This window comes from Kocuria sp. ZOR0020, assembly GCF_000800955.1.
In the GTDB taxonomy this organism is placed as follows: domain Bacteria; phylum Actinomycetota; class Actinomycetes; order Actinomycetales; family Micrococcaceae; genus Kocuria; species Kocuria subflava.
Genome location: NZ_JROX01000070.1, coordinates 1 through 18,941, shown reverse-complemented (window position 1 = coordinate 18,941; position 18,941 = coordinate 1). Strand labels below are relative to the sequence as shown.

Sequence of the window (18,941 nt, the reverse complement as noted above, 5' to 3'; positions counted from 1 at the left end):
GGATGGCCTCTGACCGGATGCAACACGCGGCATCCGGCTCGAATCAACCTTGTGGAGACCGAACCCCCGATACTGCCGACCTGGCCCTGATGGCCCTTACCGTCGTGCTGGCCGTGAACATCCTGGCCTGCCTGGGACGAGTCGTGCTCGGCCCCACGGGCCGCGACCGGATCACAGTAGTTTTGTTCGCCGGCACCACCGGTGCAGGTCTGGCTTTGATCGGTTCGGTGCTCATGGAGCTGCCTGCGCTGCGGGACATCGCCTTGGGCTTTGTGGCGCTGGCCGGGGTGATTGTGGTGGTCCGAGTGGCCGCCGAACGTCATGCGCGATCATCGGGTGCACACCACACCGGGTCAGGTGGCCAGCCGTGACCCCCGAGATCTTGACGATTCTTTCCGATGCGGTGACGGTGATCGCCACCTTGGGCGCTGCCGTATTCTTCACGGCAGGCACCGTTGGACTCCTGCGCTTCCCCGATCTGGGCTCCCGTTTGCACGCCCTGGCCAAGGCGGATTCCTTGGGTCTGGGATTCGTGGGCCTGGCGGTGATGGTCCAGGTTGACTCCGTGGGGGCTACGGCCAAAGTGGCTCTGGTGTGGTTGTTGGCCCTGGCCACGGCCGCCACGGCTGCCAATCTCCTGGCATCGGAGGAGGCAGCATGAACCTCACGGACGGAGTCACAGTCCTGCACGTGGTGCTTGCCGTTGCCGTGCTGATGGTGGGCGTGGCCGCGTTGTACGCTCCCCGGCGCCAGACCGGCGTGGTGTTGTTCCTGGTGTTCGGGGTGTTCCTGAGCTCCTACTGGGCCGTGCTGGGCGCACCGGACGTCGTCCTGGCTGAAGCCGTGATCGGCACGGGAGTCACGGGCGCCCTGTTCGGCTACGTGGCCACGGTGCTGCCCGATCCGGCGTTGAAAAACTTGGCTCCCTCCTCCCCCTCGCCTGGACCGTCCAGCCAAGACCCTGGCCCTGAATCTGACTCGGGCACGGGCACGGGCTCGGGCACGGGCACGGGCTCGGGCACGGGCACTGGCGCTGGCTCTGACCCTGGCGCTGGCTCGTCCTCTGGCTCTGGTGAACGCGACCCAGGCCCGGGTGCCCGTGAAGTGGGGACGCAGCGTGCTGGGTGTTCTGGGCGGGGCCGGCCTGGGTGCGGGCATGGCCTAACCGCCACGGCAGATCTGCCTGCTGCCGGCGCGGACGGCGCACCCGCCGCCGAGGCCTACGGCCCCGGCCTTGGCTTTCCTTCGGGACGACGACGCCCAGGCCGCACCCAGCGCCCAGCACCGGCACCGGCACCGGCACCACCACCAGCAGGGTTCCATCAAATCGTCCACGCAGGATCTGGACAGCGACCAGCACCACCGCCCCTCCACCCTGGTGACCCTGTACGTCAAAGTCGTGGCACCCGTGGCTCTGCTGTTGGCCGCATGGCTGCTGTTTGCGGGTTCCTCCCAGCCAGGTGGCGCCTTCCAGTCAGGTGCTGCGCTGGCAGCCGTGATGATCCTCCTGCACACTTCTCGACTGCGAACCTTCACTGCTGGACCGTGGATGGTCACGGTCCTGGTGGTGGGTGTGATCGCCTTCCTGGCGGTGGCGCTGGGCGGTTTGGTGCTTGGCGACTCCTGGCCGCTGCTGCGCGGTCCGTGGGCCGGCACTGTCACGGTGGTGCTGGAGACTGTGCTGGCCGCGAGCATCGGGGCAAGCCTGGCCGTCATCTTCATGGCCACCACCGTGGACCGTAGCCGCCCCTCCGCTGATCTGCGTCAGGAGGTGAGCGATGCCTGAGATCACGCTTGCCACCCTCACCCTGTGGCTGGGTGCCGTTCTGGCCGCCGTGGCCGTGGTGCGTCTGCTCACCGTGGAGGACCTGCTGGCTCGGCTGATTGCCGTGAACGTCACCGGCGGGGCAACCCTGCTGGTCCTGGTGGGGCTGGCTGTGCGCACCGCGCCGTCCGACCCGATCCCGCAAGCATTGGCGCTGACCGGCATTGCGATCACCGTGGCCTTCACCGGCGTGGGCCTGGCGCTGCTCAAGGCCATTCACGACGACGACGCCCGCACCCACGCCGAAGAAGCAGGAGAAGCCCAAGAAGCAGAAGACCAACACAGCACATCCACGGGCACGGGGGTGGATGCATGATGCTCACAGGTGAAGCTGTCTCCGCGCTCTTGCCCCTGGCCGTGTTCACCCCGGTGGTTGCCGCCGTGGTCTGCGTGGGTCTGCCACGCCGCCTGCAGGTGGTGCCCGGCCTGATCGGTGCCGTGTTGAGTGCTGTGGCCGGGATGGCGGTTGTGGTTGCCGTGGTGCTGAACGGGCCGCTGGAACATCAGATGGCCGGGTGGGAACCGCCCCTGGGCATTGCCCTGCGGGCAGACGGTCTGGCCGCGGTGTTCCTGGCCATGACCAGGTGGTGGCTCTGGCAACCATGATCATGGCTGCCAGTGAACAGGCTGCAACGGGCAAACGCCCCGGTTTCTGGGCCTTGGCCTTTCTGTGCTGGTCCGGGTTGGTGGGGATCTTCCTGGCCGGGGATCTGTTCAACGCCTACGTTGCCCTGGAGGTCCTGGGTCTATCCGCGGTGGGTCTTGTGGCACTGGGCGGATCCGGGGCGCCGCAGGCGGCCCTGCGCTACCTGGTGGTGGCCGTGATCGGTTCCATGCTGCTGCTGGTGGGCATCGGCCTGATCTACGCGGCGACTTCCACCTTGGACATCCACCTGGCGGGCGCGCGCCTGGCTGAACTCCACGCCGCAGACGGACCCTCCCCCGCCACCTTGCCGTTGATCCTGGTGACCACCGGCATGGGGTTGAAGACTGCTCTGGTCCCCATGCATGCGTGGCTGCCCCCGGCCCACGCCGGATCCCCACCTGCTGTGAGCCCGTTGATGTCCGCATTGGTGGTCAAGGGCTCGTTCTACCTTCTGCTGCGTGTGTGGTTGGACGTCTTCCCGGCTCATTCCACCATTGCCCTGACTTTGGGAATCCTGGGAGCCGTGGCCGTGGTCTGGGGCAGCCTGATGGCCCTGGCCCAGAAACATCTCAAACGAATCGTGGCCTATTCCACGGTCTCCCAGGTGGGTTACCTGTTCCTGGCCTTCCCCCTGCTGGATCTTCCGGGTCACGGGCGGGAAGCGTTGGCCGCCGTCGTCGCCATGGCAGTTGCCCACGCGCTGGCCAAAGCGGCCATGGTCACCGCGGCCGGAGCACTGGTCCTGGGCACCGGCACGGATCACGTGGACGGGTTCGTGGGTGCTGCCCGCACCGAGGGTGTGTTGAGTGCCGGGATCATCATGGCGGCCATCAGTTTGATCGGTCTTCCGTTGTCCCTGGGATTCAGCGCCAAGTGGCAGTACCTGACGGTTGCCGTCCAGGAAAGTGCCTGGTGGATCGTGGCCGTGCTGCTTGTGGGGACGTTGTTGGCCACGGGGTATCTGTTGCGGCCCATCGCCTCCCTGCTGCGCTCCTCGGACATGTACGAGGAAGACCACAGGATCGAACCCGTTCCCCGCCCCGCGGCCCAGCGCTGGGTGCCGTTCTTCCTGGGCGCTGCCTCAATCTTCACCGGACTTCCGGCCGCTCCGCTGGCTGAGCTGACATTGCTGGGGGTGGCCCCGTGACGACGTCGCAACTGCTCACCCTGGTCCCGCTGGTGCTCTTGACCCTCTCCGCCATCCCGGCGGTGCTGATCTTCATGATGCCCGAACGCGCCGTGCGTGGGCGGATCATCATCAACATCACCGCGGCCACCATCAAGGTGCTCCTGGTGGCCACCTTGATCCCGTTCATCCTGGACGCGGACATTGCCCCGGAACTGCGTTTTGCCTTCCTGCCGGGGGTTGACCTGGTGTTGCGGGTGGATTCGCTGTCTCTGCTGTTCACCATGCTCTCGGCCTTGTTGTGGCTGGTGACCACCTTCTACGCCATCGGGTATCTGGACGGACGCCCCAGCCGCCGCCGGTTCTTTGGCTTCTTTGCCTTGTGTGTGACCGCAACTGTGGGGATTGCCTTTTCCGGCAACCTGGTCACGTTCTTGTTGTTCTACGAGATACTGAGCCTGGTCACCTACCCCCTGGTGGCCCACTACGGCACGGTGGCCGCGCTGAAGGCAGCACGGCTCTACCTGTACTACGCCCTGGGTGGTGGGCTGCTGTTCCTGACGGGAACCGTGTGGTTGACCGCGCTGGTGGGCCCGGTCGAGTTCTCCGTGGGTGGCGTCCAGGCGGTTGCTGATCTGGCAGCCGAACGGCCCGGGGTGGCAGCAGCCACCTTCTGCCTGTTCGTGGCCGGGCTGGGTGTCAAGGCCGCCCTGTTCCCGTTCCACGGGTGGTTGCCGCGAGCCATGGTGGCACCAGCACCTGTGAGCGCTCTGCTGCACGCCGTGGCCGTGGTCAAGGCCGGGGCGTTCGGGCTGATCCGGATCATCGATGACCTCTACGGCGTGGGGGTGGCCGATTCTCTGGGGGTGTTGCGGCCCCTGCTTTTCTTGGCAGCATTCACGGTGATCTACGGATCCGTGCGTGCTCTGCTGCAGGACGACATCGAAAAACGTCTGGCCTATTCCACCGTCAGTCAGGTCAGTTACATCGCCTTGGGCCTGTCCATGCTCAGCGTCACGGCCACCACCTGTGGACTGGTGCATCTGGTGCACCAGGGGCTGTCCAAGATCACGCTGTTCTTTTGCGCAGGGCTTTCAGCCGAGGTATGGGGCATCAAGAAGATCAGCCAGTTGGACGGTCTGGACAAACGCATGCCGTTGACCTCGGCAGCGTTCACCGTGGGTGCCTTGAGCATGATCGACATTCCGCCGTTGGCCGGGTTCATCACCAAATGGCAGCTGGGCACCGGTGCCATCGAGGCTGATGAGTCCTGGCTGGTGGGAGTTCTGGTGGGTAGTGCGCTGCTCAACGCCGCCTACTTCCTGCCGGTGGTGATCCGCATGTGGTTCCGCCAACCATCCGAGATGCCGGACGGTCCTGATCCCCACCGGACGCGCCCCGTCCTGGAGGCGCCCCCTGCTCTGCTGTGGCCGGCTGTGGCCACAGCCGTGTTCGCCCTGGCTGTGGGATTCTTTGCCCGTGCACCGTACTCACCCTTGAGCGTGGCGCAGTATCTGGCAGAAAGGGTCTACCAGTGATCACCACCCTGTGGATCCTCTCCGCTGCCTTGCCCCTTCTGGTTGCCGCAGTGCTGGCCGCCACCCACCGGGCCCGCACCCGCAGGGCCCTGGCCACTGCCTCTGGGCATCTGAACTTTGCACCCCTAGCCCTGTTGCCTGCCGCTGTGCTCACCGTCCTGTGGCCGGAAGAATCCGCCCACGCGCCATGGTTGATGTTTGGCACCACGGTCGGATTCGACGTCGTCTCCCGTGCCCTGACCATGGTGGCCATCATGCTTTACGCTGCGGCCACCTGGGCGGTGACCTGGCGTTATGATCAGCGCGCACCCGAACTGGTGGCCTACCTGCTGGTGTGTTTTGTGGGCAACGCAGGGGTGTACGTGGCCCAGGACGCCGTCACCTTCTACGCCAGCTTCTCCCTGATGAGCCTGGCAGCCGTGGGCCTGGTGCTGCATGACCGCACGGACAAGGCCTTCCGGGCGGCGCGGGTGTACCTGATACTGGCCGTGATCAGTGAAATGGCAGTGCTCTCTGGAGTGCTGATGGTGGCTGAAGCCGGTGGATTCATGCTGGCTGATGCTCCAGCAGCCGTGGCGCAGTCCCCGCACCGCCTGAGCGCCGCATCGGAAGCACTGCATCATGTGCGCTCTAGATACTCCGCCACACCAGTAGCACCGTGGCAGTGGTGAAAACTCGCACGGGATCTTCGGACCATCACAGTGACTTCAATGCTGCCTTCGGTAGGCGAGTGCGCGCTCTGCGACTCGCACTTCCAAACCAACCTTCCCAGGAGTCGTGTGCTCACACCTCCGGTCTCGCCCTGAGCAGTTGGAGCAGGATGGAACGAGGTCTGAGCGTCCCCCATGCGAGTAGTTTGCCGGTGATCGCTGCAACACTAGAAGTTGATTTGAACACTCTGTTCGAGGGCACGACGACTGACTGATCGCCCATTCCCCGGGGTTCGCGGCATTTGTATCTCGGACTAGGCACCGTGTACGATGCGCAAGCACTCCTTCGCGTAGTTGTAGATTTCAGTGTGACTTGGAATCGGTGGTCGATAGTCAATATCGGAGTCATGGTGCGGTCCGTTACCGAAGTAAGCGACATTCTCCATGTCTTCAACCTGATCCTGGGCGTTGACTAGCGGAGAATCTCCGGAAGCCTCTTTAACCTTCCTAATTGCCGGTCCGAACATCTCGTTCTGTGGAAGTTGACTTGGGAATCGTCGGTGCAAGTATCCTTCCAAAAGAGGACGTATCGCGCCTGCTGCCACAATATGATCCTTGGTCGGATCGGATACGAACTCGATGAGGGTCCGGTAGTTTCGCGCGTACTTCGATTCGCACTCGAGTGGGAGATCGCAGTCGTCGAAGTCCGTGTATGCTTCATATTTCGAGTCCACGATGACGCTCTTCATTTTCATGTGTTTCCGCTTTATGGGATGTACCGAGTTATCGCTCGCATGCAACTTCCTCGCTCGTTTGATTTCAAAATCAAGGTCGAGCAGGAACTTCGGATCGTGGGCGAGCACGATCAATTGTCCAGATTCTTTCGCGATCTCTGCTAGTGTTTTGACGGTGTTCGCTCGGCGGTTTCGATCCAGACTGCTCATCGGGTCGTCTACCACGACGGTCTTTTTATCAAGGTCGGGGTCATCTAACGTGGCTGCGAGAAAGAATGCGAACGCCATACTCCTCTTATCGCTCTCGCTTAGCGCTGTCTTGAAGGTATTCTCTGAACCCTTCAAGTTAACGACCTGACCGCGAACCTTGATGGTGTAGGTAGTTCCAGGGGTTCCGCCACTGTATGTAGTGCCTGCATCGGCTATCCGGAAAGGCGCAAACTGCCGCGCCAGGTGCGTGTTGATTCTATCGGCATACTTCCCCAGTGAAGCGTCGAGAGCCGTACGTTCGCTTTTCCGTGCCGTTCGGATTTTCTCTTCAATCTCCTCGATACCGACAGATGCCTCCCGATAGGCTTTCGCGAGGGTTTCAGCGTCCTGAGTGTGTCGGTTCTTTGCTTGTTCGAGCCGGAAGAGTTCGTCGCTAGTCGACTGATGATCGAGGCTTCCAAGGGTATTCAGGTACTGCGTGATTGCGTCTAGGGCAGCCTGTACGACGACGTTCTCTTGCTGGACAACCTTGACGTAATTATTGTACGACTCACGGATACTAGCCTGCTCTTGGCTTGACGGCGCAAAATTGAGGTCACGCTGTTTCTTGCCAATCGCATCTTTCACAGCGTCCCTGAAGTTGATCACATGTTGTTCCGCGAGTTTTACACCACCCGTTTCAGAAGCCACTACGATGTACCCGTTGGTCACCCATGGCTCGATCACATCTTTGACGTGCTGAGAGGCGGTCGTTAGTTTCGTACCGGCATCCGCAGGTACCGCGCTGTCCACCGTCCGATTCAGTTCGTCAATTTTCTGACGCAGTTGCTTGTACCCTTGGTCGAAGATGCTTCGGTAGTGTCCGATGAGGTCGACTTCCTCAGTTGCTTGCCCGCAAAACGGGCAGGTTTCGTCGTTGTAGAAGTCCAAGCCCTCGCCAATCCACCTCTGCGCGTCGGGCTTTTTGAGCCCTTCAATGTGTGTGCGCACCGCAGTTTCGGCTTCATCTTCCAAGTTTTCAAGCGTTCGCGAAAGGTCTTCCAGAAGCGTTTCGACATCTAGCAAAGGAAGTTCATGAAGCCGCGGCTTTTCTTGGTTTGCGATCGAGCGGGACGAGAGGATACTGTTCAGTTTCGTTCTTTTGGAATCAATCTCGGAATCGACATCGGCAACCTTGGGCAACCCGAGGAATTCGGCGAGGGGCATCTTCCCGCGCAAAGACGCGATCTTCGTTTCGATCCCATCCTTTGCTGCTAGTGCTTTTGTTCGTTCGACAGCGAGCGCTTCTTGCGCTCGCTTTGCTTTAACAGACTCTTCTCCGACCGCCAAAGCGAGTAGGTTACGACGGTGACCCACATCAATGACGCTACCAGAATGAACATTCCGATCTACAAAATCAGAATCAAAGACGCGTAGACTCGACGCGTCTCCGGTCCATCGACCTTCCTTGAATCGCACCATTCGCCCTCGCTCAAATTCAAGGTCGACCTTGGGCTCGATCTGCTGGTCAATTGTGTGGCGCTCTTCGATTGGCGCTGGGTCCGCTTTTGCGGCTGCTCCAAGAATGCTGGAGAGGGTGGACTTGCCTCTGGCGTTCTCCGCGAATATGAGGGTTACCTCTGCGAGTTCTTTTTGTTCCGCACCTTTGGCTTTGCAGAAGAGTCCAATGCCCTGGATCGTCTTAATCTTCTTAAGCAACGTGCGCCCCTTGTCATCGTCTCGACAGGCGCCTGTTGCCTGTAGTCGTGCACATCGTACGTGAGGCGCATCACCTTGTCACTCTCCCGCGCGACGTCTGGGCTTCGGTTTAACGTATGTGGATACGGGAGGCGCTACGTTGCCCCGGACACCAGAATGTTCAGACCAGCCCGGACGGAGGCGGCCAGGAATGCTGAGGCCGCCGGGGTGATGGACCCCAGCCCTGTGAGATCGGAGAGCCTGCGAGCCGCCACGATGAACTTGCGAATGTTCACCGACCAGTGCTCCCGGGTGACATCCGGGATGACCACGTGCAGTCTGGAGCCGTCCGGCAGGGACGCATCAACGAACGGGGAGCTGAGGTCCAGACGCCGACCGGACCGGCGCAGCATCCTCTCCACCAGGCGCCTCACCTCCTCGTGCTCCACGGTCAGACCGGTCAACTCCGACTCGCCGCCGCGGGCAACAAAGATCTGGTCAGGGCCATTGATCCAGATCTCTTCCACGGTGTCGTCATCCAGCAAGGGTTGCAACACACCGAAGCCGGCGACTGCGTCCAGGACCTCTGCGCGCGTGGCATCGAGATCCAGGAAACTGACGGCGCCTGTTCTGGCGGAGGCTTGGTCATAGTCCTGGAGGACGGCATCAATGATCTTGGCGGCCTCATCAGGAGTCTCCACGGGATCCAGGCCCTGCAGGCGGACTCGCTCACGCACGGTGTCCAGGACCCAGGAGAGCGCCTGATCTTGGGACGTCAGATCACCGTCAGTGGACTGCGGCCGGGCCACAGTGGTGTTCAGCCGTGTCACGTGGCGGCGTGAGGTGCGGCTGGTCAGCTGCGCCATGGCGATCCCCCTTCACGTGGGGCCCCGAACCCCGCGTTCCCACGCAGCTGCCCGTGTGGGTCAGATACGTTGCTTACGGGGCAAGAATCTAGACGGAGCGAGTCGGCCTGCAACACTCCCCCGTCGCCACCTGTGGACAACTTGCACTGACTAGGCGTTTTAATCGGCCGACTAGGCTAAACGGTTCGACTCACTATGCACTTCCATGAACATGTGGGCTGTTTCAGGTGCAAATTTCTGGATCGGGTGCACATGGACCGGAGCAGCGGTGTCCGTGTGCCCTCCAGAGTCTGGAACACAACACCCGGGTGGATTTGAACGGTGACACCCCAACCGGTGCACCAAGACCCATCAGCCCACGATCAAGGAGTACGGCATGACTCAGGAAATCCCACAAGACGTTTTTCACGGCGTCGTGGTGTTCAAGGCTGCGGAGATCCCCACTGTGGTGGCGCGACGATCCGGGTTGCCCATGACCCAGGAAGCAATGTCCGAGTTCTACGACTCCACCTACAGTGCCCTGTTCCCAGCCCTGACGGCCGCAGGAGTCACACCCACAGGCCCAGCCTTTGGGCTGCACACACGGATGCCGTCAGAAACCGTGGACATTGAAGCCGGAATCCCGGTGGACGGGCACCCGGGCGACCTACCGCAGGGCTTGCTGAGCTCAGTCCTGCCGGCAGGAACAGTGGCAGTGACCTCGTACCTGGGGCCCTACGACGGACTGGGGCAGGCCTGGGGAGCCTTCATGGAAGCAGTGGCTGCCGCTGGACACACGGTGGCCCTTCCCCTCTGGGAGTCCTATGTGACCATGCCCAGCCCCGACGCCGATCCCACCACCCTGCGCACAGATTTGTTCGTGCTGGTCAAGGATTCCTGACCGGCGGACTGATCCCGCCCACCTACAGGTAAACCCTCACGGCACTCGCCCATCACGTGGTGATGAACGAGTGCCGTGAGGGTTCACGCTTGGGTGGTGGTGGGTTGACTCGCCAGGTGGATCAACCCACCCGATCTCAACGTCCCTTGGTGCGCTTGACCTTGTCCGCATCATCCAGATCGGCAGGGTCGTCCAGCTCCGGGTCGTATTCAGGGACGTACTTCTCCCCGCGCTCGGCGGCCTCTGCGGCAGCCTTCTCCCGTTCCTCGCGCTTCAAGACCAGACGGCGTTCAACTCGCTCATTCTGTTCCCGCTGGACGTCCTCAACGGGGCGGTCGCGCAGTCGGGCCACGGCACCCACGGAGGAGCCGTCGTACACGATGTTGCCGTGCTCCAGCACAATGCCGCGTTCACAGATGTCCATGATCAGGTCAAGGTCATGGGAGACCACCACAAGGGTCTTGCCGCGGCGGACCAGGTCCTTGATGCGTGCAATGCACTTCTTCTGGAACGGCTCATCCCCCACGGAGAGGATCTCATCCACCAGGAACACTTCCGGGTCCGTGTGAATCGCCACCGCGAAAGCCAGGCGCAGATACATGCCGGAGGAGTAGAACTTCACCTCGGTGTCAATGAACTCACCGATCTCGGAGAAGGCCACGATGTCATCGAACTTGGAGTCGATCTCCGCCTTGTCCATCCCCAGGATGGCACCGTTGAGGTACACGTTGTCCCGGCCCGTCAGATCCGGGTGGAAACCAGCACCAACCTCAATCAGACCCGCCACCTTGCGCCGGGTGCCCACGTAACCGGAATCCGGGTGCATCACACCGGAAATCATCTTCAGGGTGGTGGACTTGCCGGATCCGTTGAACCCCAACAGGGCAACAGTTTCGCCGTCGTGAATGTCAAAGCTGGCGTTGTCCAAGGCCTTGAACTTGTCAGACAGGTCCCCCTTGCGGCCTTTGACCAGCCAGACAAAGGCTTCCTTGATGGAGCGGGTGTGGCGCAGCACAAACCACTTGGTCATGTCCTTGGCGCGAATGGCCACAGTCTCCTCACTGTGGACCACACCGGGCTTCTTGAACGGAATGGTGGTCATGGGCGCTCAGAGCTCCTGGGCAAAGTTGCCCTCATGGCGGCGGAACATGGCGTCTCCCAGGAACAAGGTGATCAGGGAGATCACCAGCGCAATGGGAGTCCACACGGTCAGCAAATGCGGCGGAACGTGCCACAGTTCGGGATTGTTGACCGTGGGGTACCAGAACCCGTAGTGGAACAACTCAACGGCCACCGTGATGGGGTTCAGGAAATAGACGTAGTAGACCCAGCTCCACAGCTGATCCCGCACCATGGTCCAGGCGTAGAGTACCGGTGAGGCCCACGTGGCCACCATCAAGATCATGTCCACAAAGTTCTCCGCATCCCGGAAGAACACGTTGAACGTGGCGAACATCAGCCCCAGCCCCAGGGCAAAAGGCGCAATGATGGCGATGGCCACCGGAATGGCCAGGATCTGCTTGACGTCCACACCCGTGAACCAACCGGTGGCCACGGAGGCCACAATCAGGATGAGGATCTGGGGCACAAAGTGCACCAGAGCCACAAACAAGTTGGAGACCGGAAAGAGCTGCCTGGGCAGGTAGATCTTCTTGAGCAATCCTCCGTTGTCCGTGATGGAGCGGGAGGCGTTGCCAAAGATCTCACTGAAAAAGTTGATCAGGACAATGCCCGCAAACAAGTACACGGCAAAGTTGGTCAACCCGCGGTTCAAGCCCAGGAAAACACCCATGGCGATGTAGAAGACTGCAAACTGCACGCCGGGTTTGAGATAGGACCACACCAGACCCAGCACCGTTCCGCGATACCGGATCTGGATTTCCTTGTCCACAATCAACCGCAGCAGATAGCGGTTGTGAACCACGTCCCGCAGGCCCCGGCCCTTGCCGGGCGTCACCAATTCTGGTGCCGGAGAACTCATCCTTGCTCCTTGCGCGGTGCAGCGGGGTTGTCCTGGAACGTCTGTACCCAGGCATCAGCGGAGGTGATCTGCGGCAGCGCCTCACGGTACTGCTTGGACAGGGACTCCCACTTGGAGAACAGCTCAGCGTGCAGTTTGGCGCTGCGGGCCAGCAGGTCACGGACCGCCTGCGGGTCACGCTTGTGCCAGGCCGCGCCGGTGCCATCAGCGTTGGAGACCACCGCTGAATCCAGGGTGGACAAGTGGTACCACTTGCCGTCCTGGTGGGCCACGTACTCCTCCGGGTTGGACTTTGCCAGGTCCCGGACCGGCAGACCGATCTGCTTGACCACGGTCTTGGCAGCCCACGGCAGCAGCGCACGGTAGGTGGGCGGCTTGGGCGGGCCCTGACGCTTGGACGGCTTGGACTTCTTGGCGGCCGGGTAGACACCAAGGTCCTTGCTGAACTGGGCGTCAGAGAACTCGTCCTTCAGCGCCCGGATCTGCGGCATCTTGGTGCCGATCATCCCGTGCAGGTGCTCCGGTCCCTTGAGCACGTCCTCAATGGCCATCAACACCGTGGAGGCCGCGTAGTACTGCATGGAGATGGTGTGCTTGGTGTCCACGTTGTACGACTCACGGATGATCCGGCCACCACGCGGGAACGGGGAATGCAGCAAGGCTGCAATCAGACGGTTGCGCTCATGGAAGTAGGCCTGCCAGTCCACGGCGTCGTCTTTGTCCATCCAGGACACGTGCCACACGGCAGCACCCGGCAGGGACACGGTGGGGTAACCGGCCTCAGCGGCGCGCAACGAATACTCGGAGTCATCCCACTTGATGAACACCGGCAGGGACAACCCCACCTCTTCCAGGACCACACGCGGGATCAAGCACATCCACCAACCGTTGTAGTCGGCATCCCAACGGCGGTGCAGGTTGGGCCGGGAGCGCAGGCCGGCCTCGGAGAAGTCCAGCCCACCCAAACCGTCAATCGGGCCCCACAGGAAGCGGTAGGTGTTGATGACCTCCGCGTACCCGTTCAACAGCGGGCGGTTGTACATGTCAAACATGTGCCCGCCCACAATGGTTGGGGTGCGGCAGAAGTCGGCGAATGCCACCGCCCGCAGAACGCCCTCGGTCTCCAACAGGATGTCGTCATCCAGGATCAGCACGTAGTCGGACTTGGAGCCGTCCTCACGACCCTGCACCACCTCGTACATGTTTCGGGAGAAACCGCCGGAACCGCCCAGGTTGCCCTGGCGGATCACGCGCAGCTTGCCGTTCATGGCGGCCTGGGCCTCAGCAAAGTCGGATTCGTCCTCCACCAGCTTGTTGCCCTGATCCACAATGATCAGTTCATCCAGGACGTCGTCGAACCCATCAGCATCCGCAATGGTGCGGATGGTGTTCACGCAGTAGTCCGGGCGGTTGAACGTGGTCACGCCCAAGGTGACGGTGCCGGCCGGGCGATCATCCGGCACGGACCATGCAGCCTGGGTGAGCACCATGCCGTCGTCGTCGGCGATGAGGTCGAACCAGTACCAACCGCCGTCACCGAAAGGCGCCAAGGTGAGGTCGAATTCGCTGGTCTGGGTGCCCTTGACCCGCCGATCCTCCACACGCTGGGAGATACCGCGCGCATTGGAGCGGTAAACGATCAGCGAACCCGCACCCTCCGTGGCCACGGAGAGCACAACCTTCTCCGCCGTGGTCCAGCGCCGCCAGTAGGAGGCCGGGAACGCGTTGAAATAGGAGCCGAAGGACACCCGCCGGCCCGAACGGATCCGCATGGAACGCCGGGACAGGATGTCATCCGGGTGTTCCACGGTGTCACCACCGGCAGTGGACTGGCCCTCCTTCAGGACCGGTCCGTCCACGTAGAGCGGCAGGGCGTCCAAGTCCTGGTTGGCCGGCAGCACCACGCGGGCAACCTCGCGCAGGTTCTGGCCACCGGTCTGCGGGGAATTGGAGATCTTGGACAAGAAGCCCTGGGCGTCCTGTTCGCTCTGACCAGCGGGCGGATCGCCTGCCGGGTTCTGGGTCTCTGCGCTCACGCGTCAATGCCTCCGGACTGGATCTTGTTGCCACCGGTGAAGTGCGGGGCAATCTTGTTGTCCACCATGGACAGTGCTGCGCCGATGGCCATGTGCATGTCCAGGTACTTGTAGGTGCCCAAGCGCCCGCCGAACAGCACGGAGGACTCCCCCGCCGCAAGGTCGCGGTACTTCAGCAGCTTCTCCCGGTCCACGGAGGTGTTCACCGGGTAGTAAGGCTCATCGCCCTTGTTCGCAAAACGGGAGAATTCCCGCATGATCACGGTGGCGTCCTTGGTGTAGTCACGCTCCGGGTGGAAGTGACGGAACTCGTGAATACGGGTGAACGGAACATCCGCATCCGGGTAGTTCATCACCGAGCAGCCCTGGAAGTCCTCCATCTCCAAGACCTCTTCTTCAAGGTCAATGGTGCGCCAGGACAAATCCCCCTCGGCGTAATCGAAGTACCGGTCCACAGCACCCGTGTAAACCACCGGAACCTGACCCACCACGTTGGCCTTGGAGTATTCGTGGGAATCGTCAAAGAAGTCCGTGTTCAGGTGGACCTCAATGTTGGGCTGCTCAGCCATTCGCTCCAGCCATGCGGTGTAACCATCCACCGGCAGACCCTCGTACTTGTCATTGAAGTAACGGTTGTCGTAGGTGTAGCGCACCGGCAGGCGGGTGATGATGGATGCAGGCAGTTCCTCCGGGGAGGTCTGCCACTGCTTGGCGGTGTAGTGCTTGATGAACGCCTCGTACAGCGGCCGTCCAATCAGCTGAATGCCCTTGTCGTTGAGGTTCTGAGGATCAGTACCGGCAAGTTCACCGGCCTGCTCCTGGATCAAAGCCTTGGCCTCGGCCGGGCCGTGGGCCGAACGGAAAAACTGGTTGATGGTGCCCAGGTTGATGGGCATGGGGAAAACCTCACCGTTGTGCCGGGTGTAAACCTTGTGCACATAGTTGGTGAAGTCCGTGAACCGGTTGACGTAGTCCCACACGCGCTCGTTGGAAGTGTGGAACAGGTGCGCGCCGTAGCGGTGCACCTCAATTCCCGTGCGCTCTTCCTTCTCCGAGTACGCGTTTCCGCCGATGTGATGGCGGCGATCGATGATCGCAACCTTCAACCCGAGTTCGTTGGCGGCGCGCTCTGCGACCGTCAGGCCGAACAAGCCCGATCCGACCACCACAAGATCAGCGTTCACGTTCTCTCCGTTTCCATGATGTCCCGGCGCCGCTAGGCAAGCGCCTGCCGGGTGAAGCTGCGGTACCCGGGGCACCGTTGACGGCATTATGCCCAAAGTACCGGAGCCCGCCGTGTGCTCCATGCAGCCCACGCACGTTCGCCACAGTGAGACGCTTCACGACGACGACGCCCGCTCGCCTTTCGTGATCGACGGCCACAGTTCAGCGCAGCTGCGGATCCACGTCCTGCGTGGTCCAGTCCACCACCGGCGGCAGGAACAAACACACCATGGCGGTCAAGGCTGCGGCAATCAGGGCCAGCGCGCCCGGCGTCGTGAAGGGCAGCACAATGGCACCGGCCGCCACCAGGGAGAAAAGCTGCGCTGTGAAAGCAGCGGCCCGCGGCCACCGCTTGCCCCGCCACAACCCCAAGGCCGCGTTGGTCAGCCACAGGCACCCACCACCAAAGACCACGGTCAGGAAAATCGCTCCGGGCACTGACCACACGTCCCCGGTGATCATGGAGAAGACCATGAACGCAGCCCCCACACCCAGAATCAAGGCCTGGGCCGCCACGATCAGCACCAAGGGGACCAAAGCGGCGGGGCGGATTCCGGTTGCTCCGGACTCACCGGAGGACCCGGTGGGGGTGGCAGCAGCGGGCACGGTGACTCCTCGAATACTTGGACGAACGGATGGGGGCGGGTGCGGTGCCCAGCAACGGTGCACACCGGCCATGGGCAACTGTGGCGCAGAACAAGGTCAGGAAGTGGTGTGATGAACCTCCCAAACCCCTTGTTCACGCGGTGTTCACATGCGAAAGTCTAGGCAAGTTTTCAGACGTGCCCGGTCACCGGAGCGCGTCGCCCCTTGCCACTGTTGCACACCCCGCCGGGGAGCACCCCGTCATGCCCGGCAGTCACGTGCATTCGAAAGGAGCCATCGCTGATGGATTGGCGCTCTCGCGCAGCCTGCCTCGAGAAGGACCCTGAGCTGTTCTTCCCGGTCGGAAACACCGGCCCCGCCCTTCTGCAGATCGAAGAAGCCAAGGCCGTGTGCCGTAGCTGCCCCGTCATGGATGAATGCCTGAGCTGGGCCATGTCCTCCGGTCAGGATGCCGGTGTGTGGGGTGGCATGAGCGAAGACGAGCGCCGCGCCCTCAAGCGCCGTAACGCCCGGGCGCGCCGCGCCTCCTGAATCAACAGACCTTCACTGGTATTCCCGTCAGACGGGATCCTCGTAAAGCGGCACGGTTGTCTCCACGACCGTGCCGCTTTTCTCACCCCTGGCCCAGGTGATGGAACCATCCAGTTCCCCGAGCACCAGGTTCCTGACGATTCGGGAGCCCAGGCCGCGCGGTTTGAGTTCAGGGTCCATGCGTTCATCCGCAGCCCATCGCCCCACGGGGAAATCCTTGGGCAGGCCCGCACCGTCATCAGCCACCACAACCACCAGTTCCTCAGCCGGGCCAGCCGCCGAGCCGTCCGTGGCGGGTGTGGGCTCAACCATGTGCCGACGTGCCGTGACGGTGATGTTGCCACCGTGACCGGCCAGGCCGTGTTCCACCGCATTGGTCAACACCTCATTGAGCACCAACGCCAACGGCGTGACCATGTGCCCCGGGATCTCCCCGAACTTGCCCTCCATGGCGGCATTCACCCGCGAACCCGTGGCCGCCAGATCCACGATGGCCCTCAGCTGCCGCGCAAAGTAGGTGTCAAAATCCACGGCACCCTCTGGCATCTCTGACAGGGCGTCGTGAACCATGGCCACCGTCTCCACCCGGCCCATGGCCTGCACAAGACCGCGGCGTTCGTCCTCGGAGTCGGAGCGGCGCCCCTGCATCCGCAGCAGCGCGGCCACGGTCTGAAGGCTGTTCTTCACCCGGTGGTGGGTTTCCCGAATGGTGGCGTCCTTGGAGGACAGCTCCCGTTCACGACGACGCAGTTCGGAGACGTCCCGGCACAGAACGATCGCCCCGGTCCGCTCGCCATCCACCTTGACCGGGATCGAGCGGAAAGTGATGGCTGTGCGGCCCCGGCGCAATTCCGCGTAGTCGGCCATGCGCCCGCGCAGCACGCCCATGAGGCCCTCGTCCACCTGCTGACCGACCGGCAGGGCTGATGCCAAGCCGTCCGTCAGGGTCTTGCCCATGACCTTGGAGACCGAGCTGACCCGGTTCAGGGCAGAGACGGCATTGGGCGACATAAACCGCACGGAATCATCTGCGCTCAGGCACATCACACCGTCGCCCACCCGGGGAGCACCGCGCCCGGGAGCCGTGGGCACCCCGGATGCGGGCCAATCACAGGCCTGCGCCATCTTCATCAGGTCCATGGCACAGTCCCGGTAGGTCAGATCCATGCTGGAGAGGCGGTCCTCCCCGAGTTCGGCGTGCAGGGACAGGACGGCCAACGTGATTCCCTGCCACGTCACGGGCACCGCAAACACCTGCGTTTGTGCCACACGGTCCCGGTACACGGACAGCGAGTGGTTGCCCCATGCCTCGCGCAGGAAATCACCCAGGGACTCCTCAACCTCCCGCTCCAGAAGATCATCCGCGTAAAAGGTCTGGGCCGTGCCGGGCCTGGTGTGTGCCATGACCACCATGGGTGCACCAACTGCAGGCCGCCTGGGTTCAGCACCCCCTGCCGTGTACCGCTCGGGAACAGTCAGCAGAACATCCCCCATGCCCAGATCCGCCAGAATCTGCCACTCCCCCAGAAGAAGATGGAGGTGCTCACGGGCTTGTTCGGAGACTTCGGGGTGTTCCTGCAGGGCGGTGAGTGGCAACAGCACGACCTTCTGTGGCGAGGATTCCGTCTGACCCACTCAGCATCATCGCTGCAAGCCAGGAGCCTGTCACGGGTTCAGGCTCCATGGCAGGCTATCACCGGCGCAACCAGGCACTCATCCTTCGGCCAAAACTTGTCTCCCGCACCATTTCTTCCTCCGCGGCTGCCACCTCTGCCCCAGAAAGTCGGCGCAGCACATTCTCCGCCACGGCCTTGACCTCGCCCCGGATGGCAGATCCACCCGCGCATTCGCGTAACACCGATCCATCCAGCACGGCACGGTCCACGGTGGTGGGGTCAAACGAGATGTAGTCAGAGATCGGCACCGGAGCACCCATGGCTTCCCAGGCCTCCCGGATCCCCGCCTGAGGAGATCTGCCGGCCGCTGCCTTGCGCACCTTGTTGGCCACCACCATCACCGGAGCCTGGGTCCGTTCCAGCACCACGGGCAGGGACTTGGCTGCTCGCGGCAGGCCCACCACGTCCGAGGCGGCCACAGCCACCACCAGGTCTGCTTCTTCCAATGCAACAAGGGTGGCCGCATTGCGCCGCGGCGCTTGGGTGTCAAAGGAAAGTTCCTCGTCCTCCTCCACGCTGAATCCCACGTCCACCACCACAACAGGCAGTTCAGACTTTCCCGCCCCACCGCGCATCCGCCGGCACGCATTCAACAGCTTGGTCACGGACCCACCCCGCAGTTCCGGCCAGCGCTCCGAGCGGGTGAGCCCGGTCAACACGTCCAGGTGTGCCCCACCCAGATCCACACGCACCGCAGCTCGATCCAGTGCTGCCACGTCCAGTCGATTGCGATCC

At 62.5% G+C, this 18,941-nt stretch carries 17 protein-coding genes and 3 pseudogenes; 11 read left to right on the top strand and 9 right to left on the bottom strand.

The genetic code is table 11. The features are described from left to right. Window positions 1-89 precede the first annotated feature (89 nt). The 9 genes and pseudogenes from L979_RS04875 (at window position 90) to L979_RS04840 (ending at window position 5,806) form a co-directional block, all read left to right on the top strand. Window positions 90-371: a hypothetical protein gene (locus L979_RS04875; RefSeq protein WP_052209513.1), complete on the top strand. Its 282-nt coding sequence runs from the start codon at window positions 90-92 to the stop codon at window positions 369-371. Next, entirely contained in the window at window positions 368-661 is a 294-nt protein-coding gene (locus L979_RS04870; protein ID WP_231559401.1) for a monovalent cation/H(+) antiporter subunit G, read from the top strand. The genes L979_RS04875 and L979_RS04870 overlap by 4 nt, the downstream gene beginning before the upstream one ends. Then, window positions 658-888, top strand: a pseudogene (locus tag L979_RS17060) (Na(+)/H(+) antiporter subunit B); the annotation flags it as partial. The gene L979_RS04870 and the pseudogene L979_RS17060, both read left to right, overlap by 4 nt. A gap of 346 nt (window positions 889-1,234) precedes the next feature. Continuing rightward, window positions 1,235-1,786 (top strand): MnhB domain-containing protein, encoded by a 552-nt coding sequence (locus L979_RS04860; RefSeq protein ID WP_052209512.1) that lies wholly within the window; start codon window positions 1,235-1,237, stop codon window positions 1,784-1,786. Further along, a complete protein-coding gene (locus tag L979_RS04855; protein WP_231559400.1) occupies window positions 1,779-2,141 on the top strand; it encodes an NADH-quinone oxidoreductase subunit K in 363 nt (120 codons plus the stop codon). The genes L979_RS04860 and L979_RS04855 overlap by 8 nt, the downstream gene beginning before the upstream one ends. Then, window positions 2,138-2,431: a hypothetical protein gene (locus tag L979_RS14465; RefSeq protein WP_156125402.1), complete on the top strand. Its 294-nt coding sequence runs from the start codon at window positions 2,138-2,140 to the stop codon at window positions 2,429-2,431. The genes L979_RS04855 and L979_RS14465 overlap by 4 nt, the downstream gene beginning before the upstream one ends. Next, window positions 2,413-3,618, top strand: coding sequence for a complex I subunit 5 family protein (locus L979_RS04850; protein ID WP_156125400.1), 1,206 nt, complete (start codon window positions 2,413-2,415; stop codon window positions 3,616-3,618). The genes L979_RS14465 and L979_RS04850 overlap by 19 nt, the downstream gene beginning before the upstream one ends. Continuing rightward, window positions 3,615-5,135, top strand: coding sequence for a proton-conducting transporter membrane subunit (locus tag L979_RS04845; protein ID WP_047689925.1), 1,521 nt, complete (start codon window positions 3,615-3,617; stop codon window positions 5,133-5,135). The genes L979_RS04850 and L979_RS04845 overlap by 4 nt, the downstream gene beginning before the upstream one ends. Further along, a complete protein-coding gene (locus L979_RS04840) occupies window positions 5,132-5,806 on the top strand; it encodes a hypothetical protein (protein WP_052209509.1) in 675 nt (224 codons plus the stop codon). The genes L979_RS04845 and L979_RS04840 overlap by 4 nt, the downstream gene beginning before the upstream one ends. A gap of 293 nt (window positions 5,807-6,099) precedes the next feature. On the opposite strand, the gene L979_RS04835 is transcribed toward L979_RS04840, so the two are convergent. Together L979_RS04835 and L979_RS04830 are read right to left on the bottom strand one after the other, a co-directional pair. Further along, window positions 6,100-8,427 (bottom strand): AAA family ATPase, encoded by a 2,328-nt coding sequence (locus L979_RS04835; RefSeq protein WP_047689923.1) that lies wholly within the window; start codon window positions 8,425-8,427, stop codon window positions 6,100-6,102. 134 nt (window positions 8,428-8,561) lie between these two features. Next, window positions 8,562-9,272, bottom strand: coding sequence for an ATPase, T2SS/T4P/T4SS family (locus L979_RS04830; RefSeq protein ID WP_081993811.1), 711 nt, complete (start codon window positions 9,270-9,272; stop codon window positions 8,562-8,564). Window positions 9,273-9,648: 376 nt separating this feature from the next. Between L979_RS04830 and L979_RS04825 the strand changes: the two genes are divergently transcribed. After that, complete coding sequence (locus tag L979_RS04825; protein ID WP_052209508.1) at window positions 9,649-10,152, top strand: GyrI-like domain-containing protein; 504 nt, start codon at window positions 9,649-9,651, stop codon at window positions 10,150-10,152. 337 nt (window positions 10,153-10,489) lie between these two features. Here L979_RS04825 and L979_RS04820 read toward each other — a convergent pair. From L979_RS04820 to L979_RS04800, 5 genes and pseudogenes are all read right to left on the bottom strand, one after another. After that, window positions 10,490-11,182 (bottom strand): annotated as a pseudogene (locus tag L979_RS04820) (ABC transporter ATP-binding protein); the annotation flags it as partial. 78 nt (window positions 11,183-11,260) lie between these two features. Further along, window positions 11,261-12,133, bottom strand: coding sequence for an ABC transporter permease (locus tag L979_RS04815; RefSeq protein WP_047689921.1), 873 nt, complete (start codon window positions 12,131-12,133; stop codon window positions 11,261-11,263). Next, complete coding sequence (locus L979_RS04810) at window positions 12,130-14,169, bottom strand: glycosyltransferase family 2 protein (RefSeq protein WP_052209506.1); 2,040 nt, start codon at window positions 14,167-14,169, stop codon at window positions 12,130-12,132. The genes L979_RS04815 and L979_RS04810 overlap by 4 nt, the downstream gene beginning before the upstream one ends. Next, entirely contained in the window at window positions 14,166-15,353 is a 1,188-nt protein-coding gene (gene glf, locus L979_RS04805; RefSeq protein ID WP_047689919.1) for a UDP-galactopyranose mutase, read from the bottom strand. Before glf ends, L979_RS04810 begins: the two co-directional genes overlap by 4 nt. 202 nt (window positions 15,354-15,555) lie before the next feature. Then, complete coding sequence (locus tag L979_RS04800; protein ID WP_047689915.1) at window positions 15,556-15,999, bottom strand: hypothetical protein; 444 nt, start codon at window positions 15,997-15,999, stop codon at window positions 15,556-15,558. A gap of 282 nt (window positions 16,000-16,281) precedes the next feature. Here L979_RS04800 and L979_RS04795 point away from each other — a divergent pair, with 282 nt between their 5' ends. Continuing rightward, entirely contained in the window at window positions 16,282-16,530 is a 249-nt protein-coding gene (locus L979_RS04795; RefSeq protein ID WP_047689913.1) for a WhiB family transcriptional regulator, read from the top strand. A gap of 27 nt (window positions 16,531-16,557) precedes the next feature. Here L979_RS04795 and L979_RS04790 read toward each other — a convergent pair whose 3' ends face one another. Together L979_RS04790 and L979_RS16215 are read right to left on the bottom strand one after the other, a co-directional pair. Further along, complete coding sequence (locus tag L979_RS04790) at window positions 16,558-18,132, bottom strand: sensor histidine kinase (protein ID WP_047689957.1); 1,575 nt, start codon at window positions 18,130-18,132, stop codon at window positions 16,558-16,560. 91 nt (window positions 18,133-18,223) lie between these two features. Continuing rightward, window positions 18,224-18,941 (bottom strand): annotated as a pseudogene (locus L979_RS16215) (hypothetical protein); the annotation flags it as partial.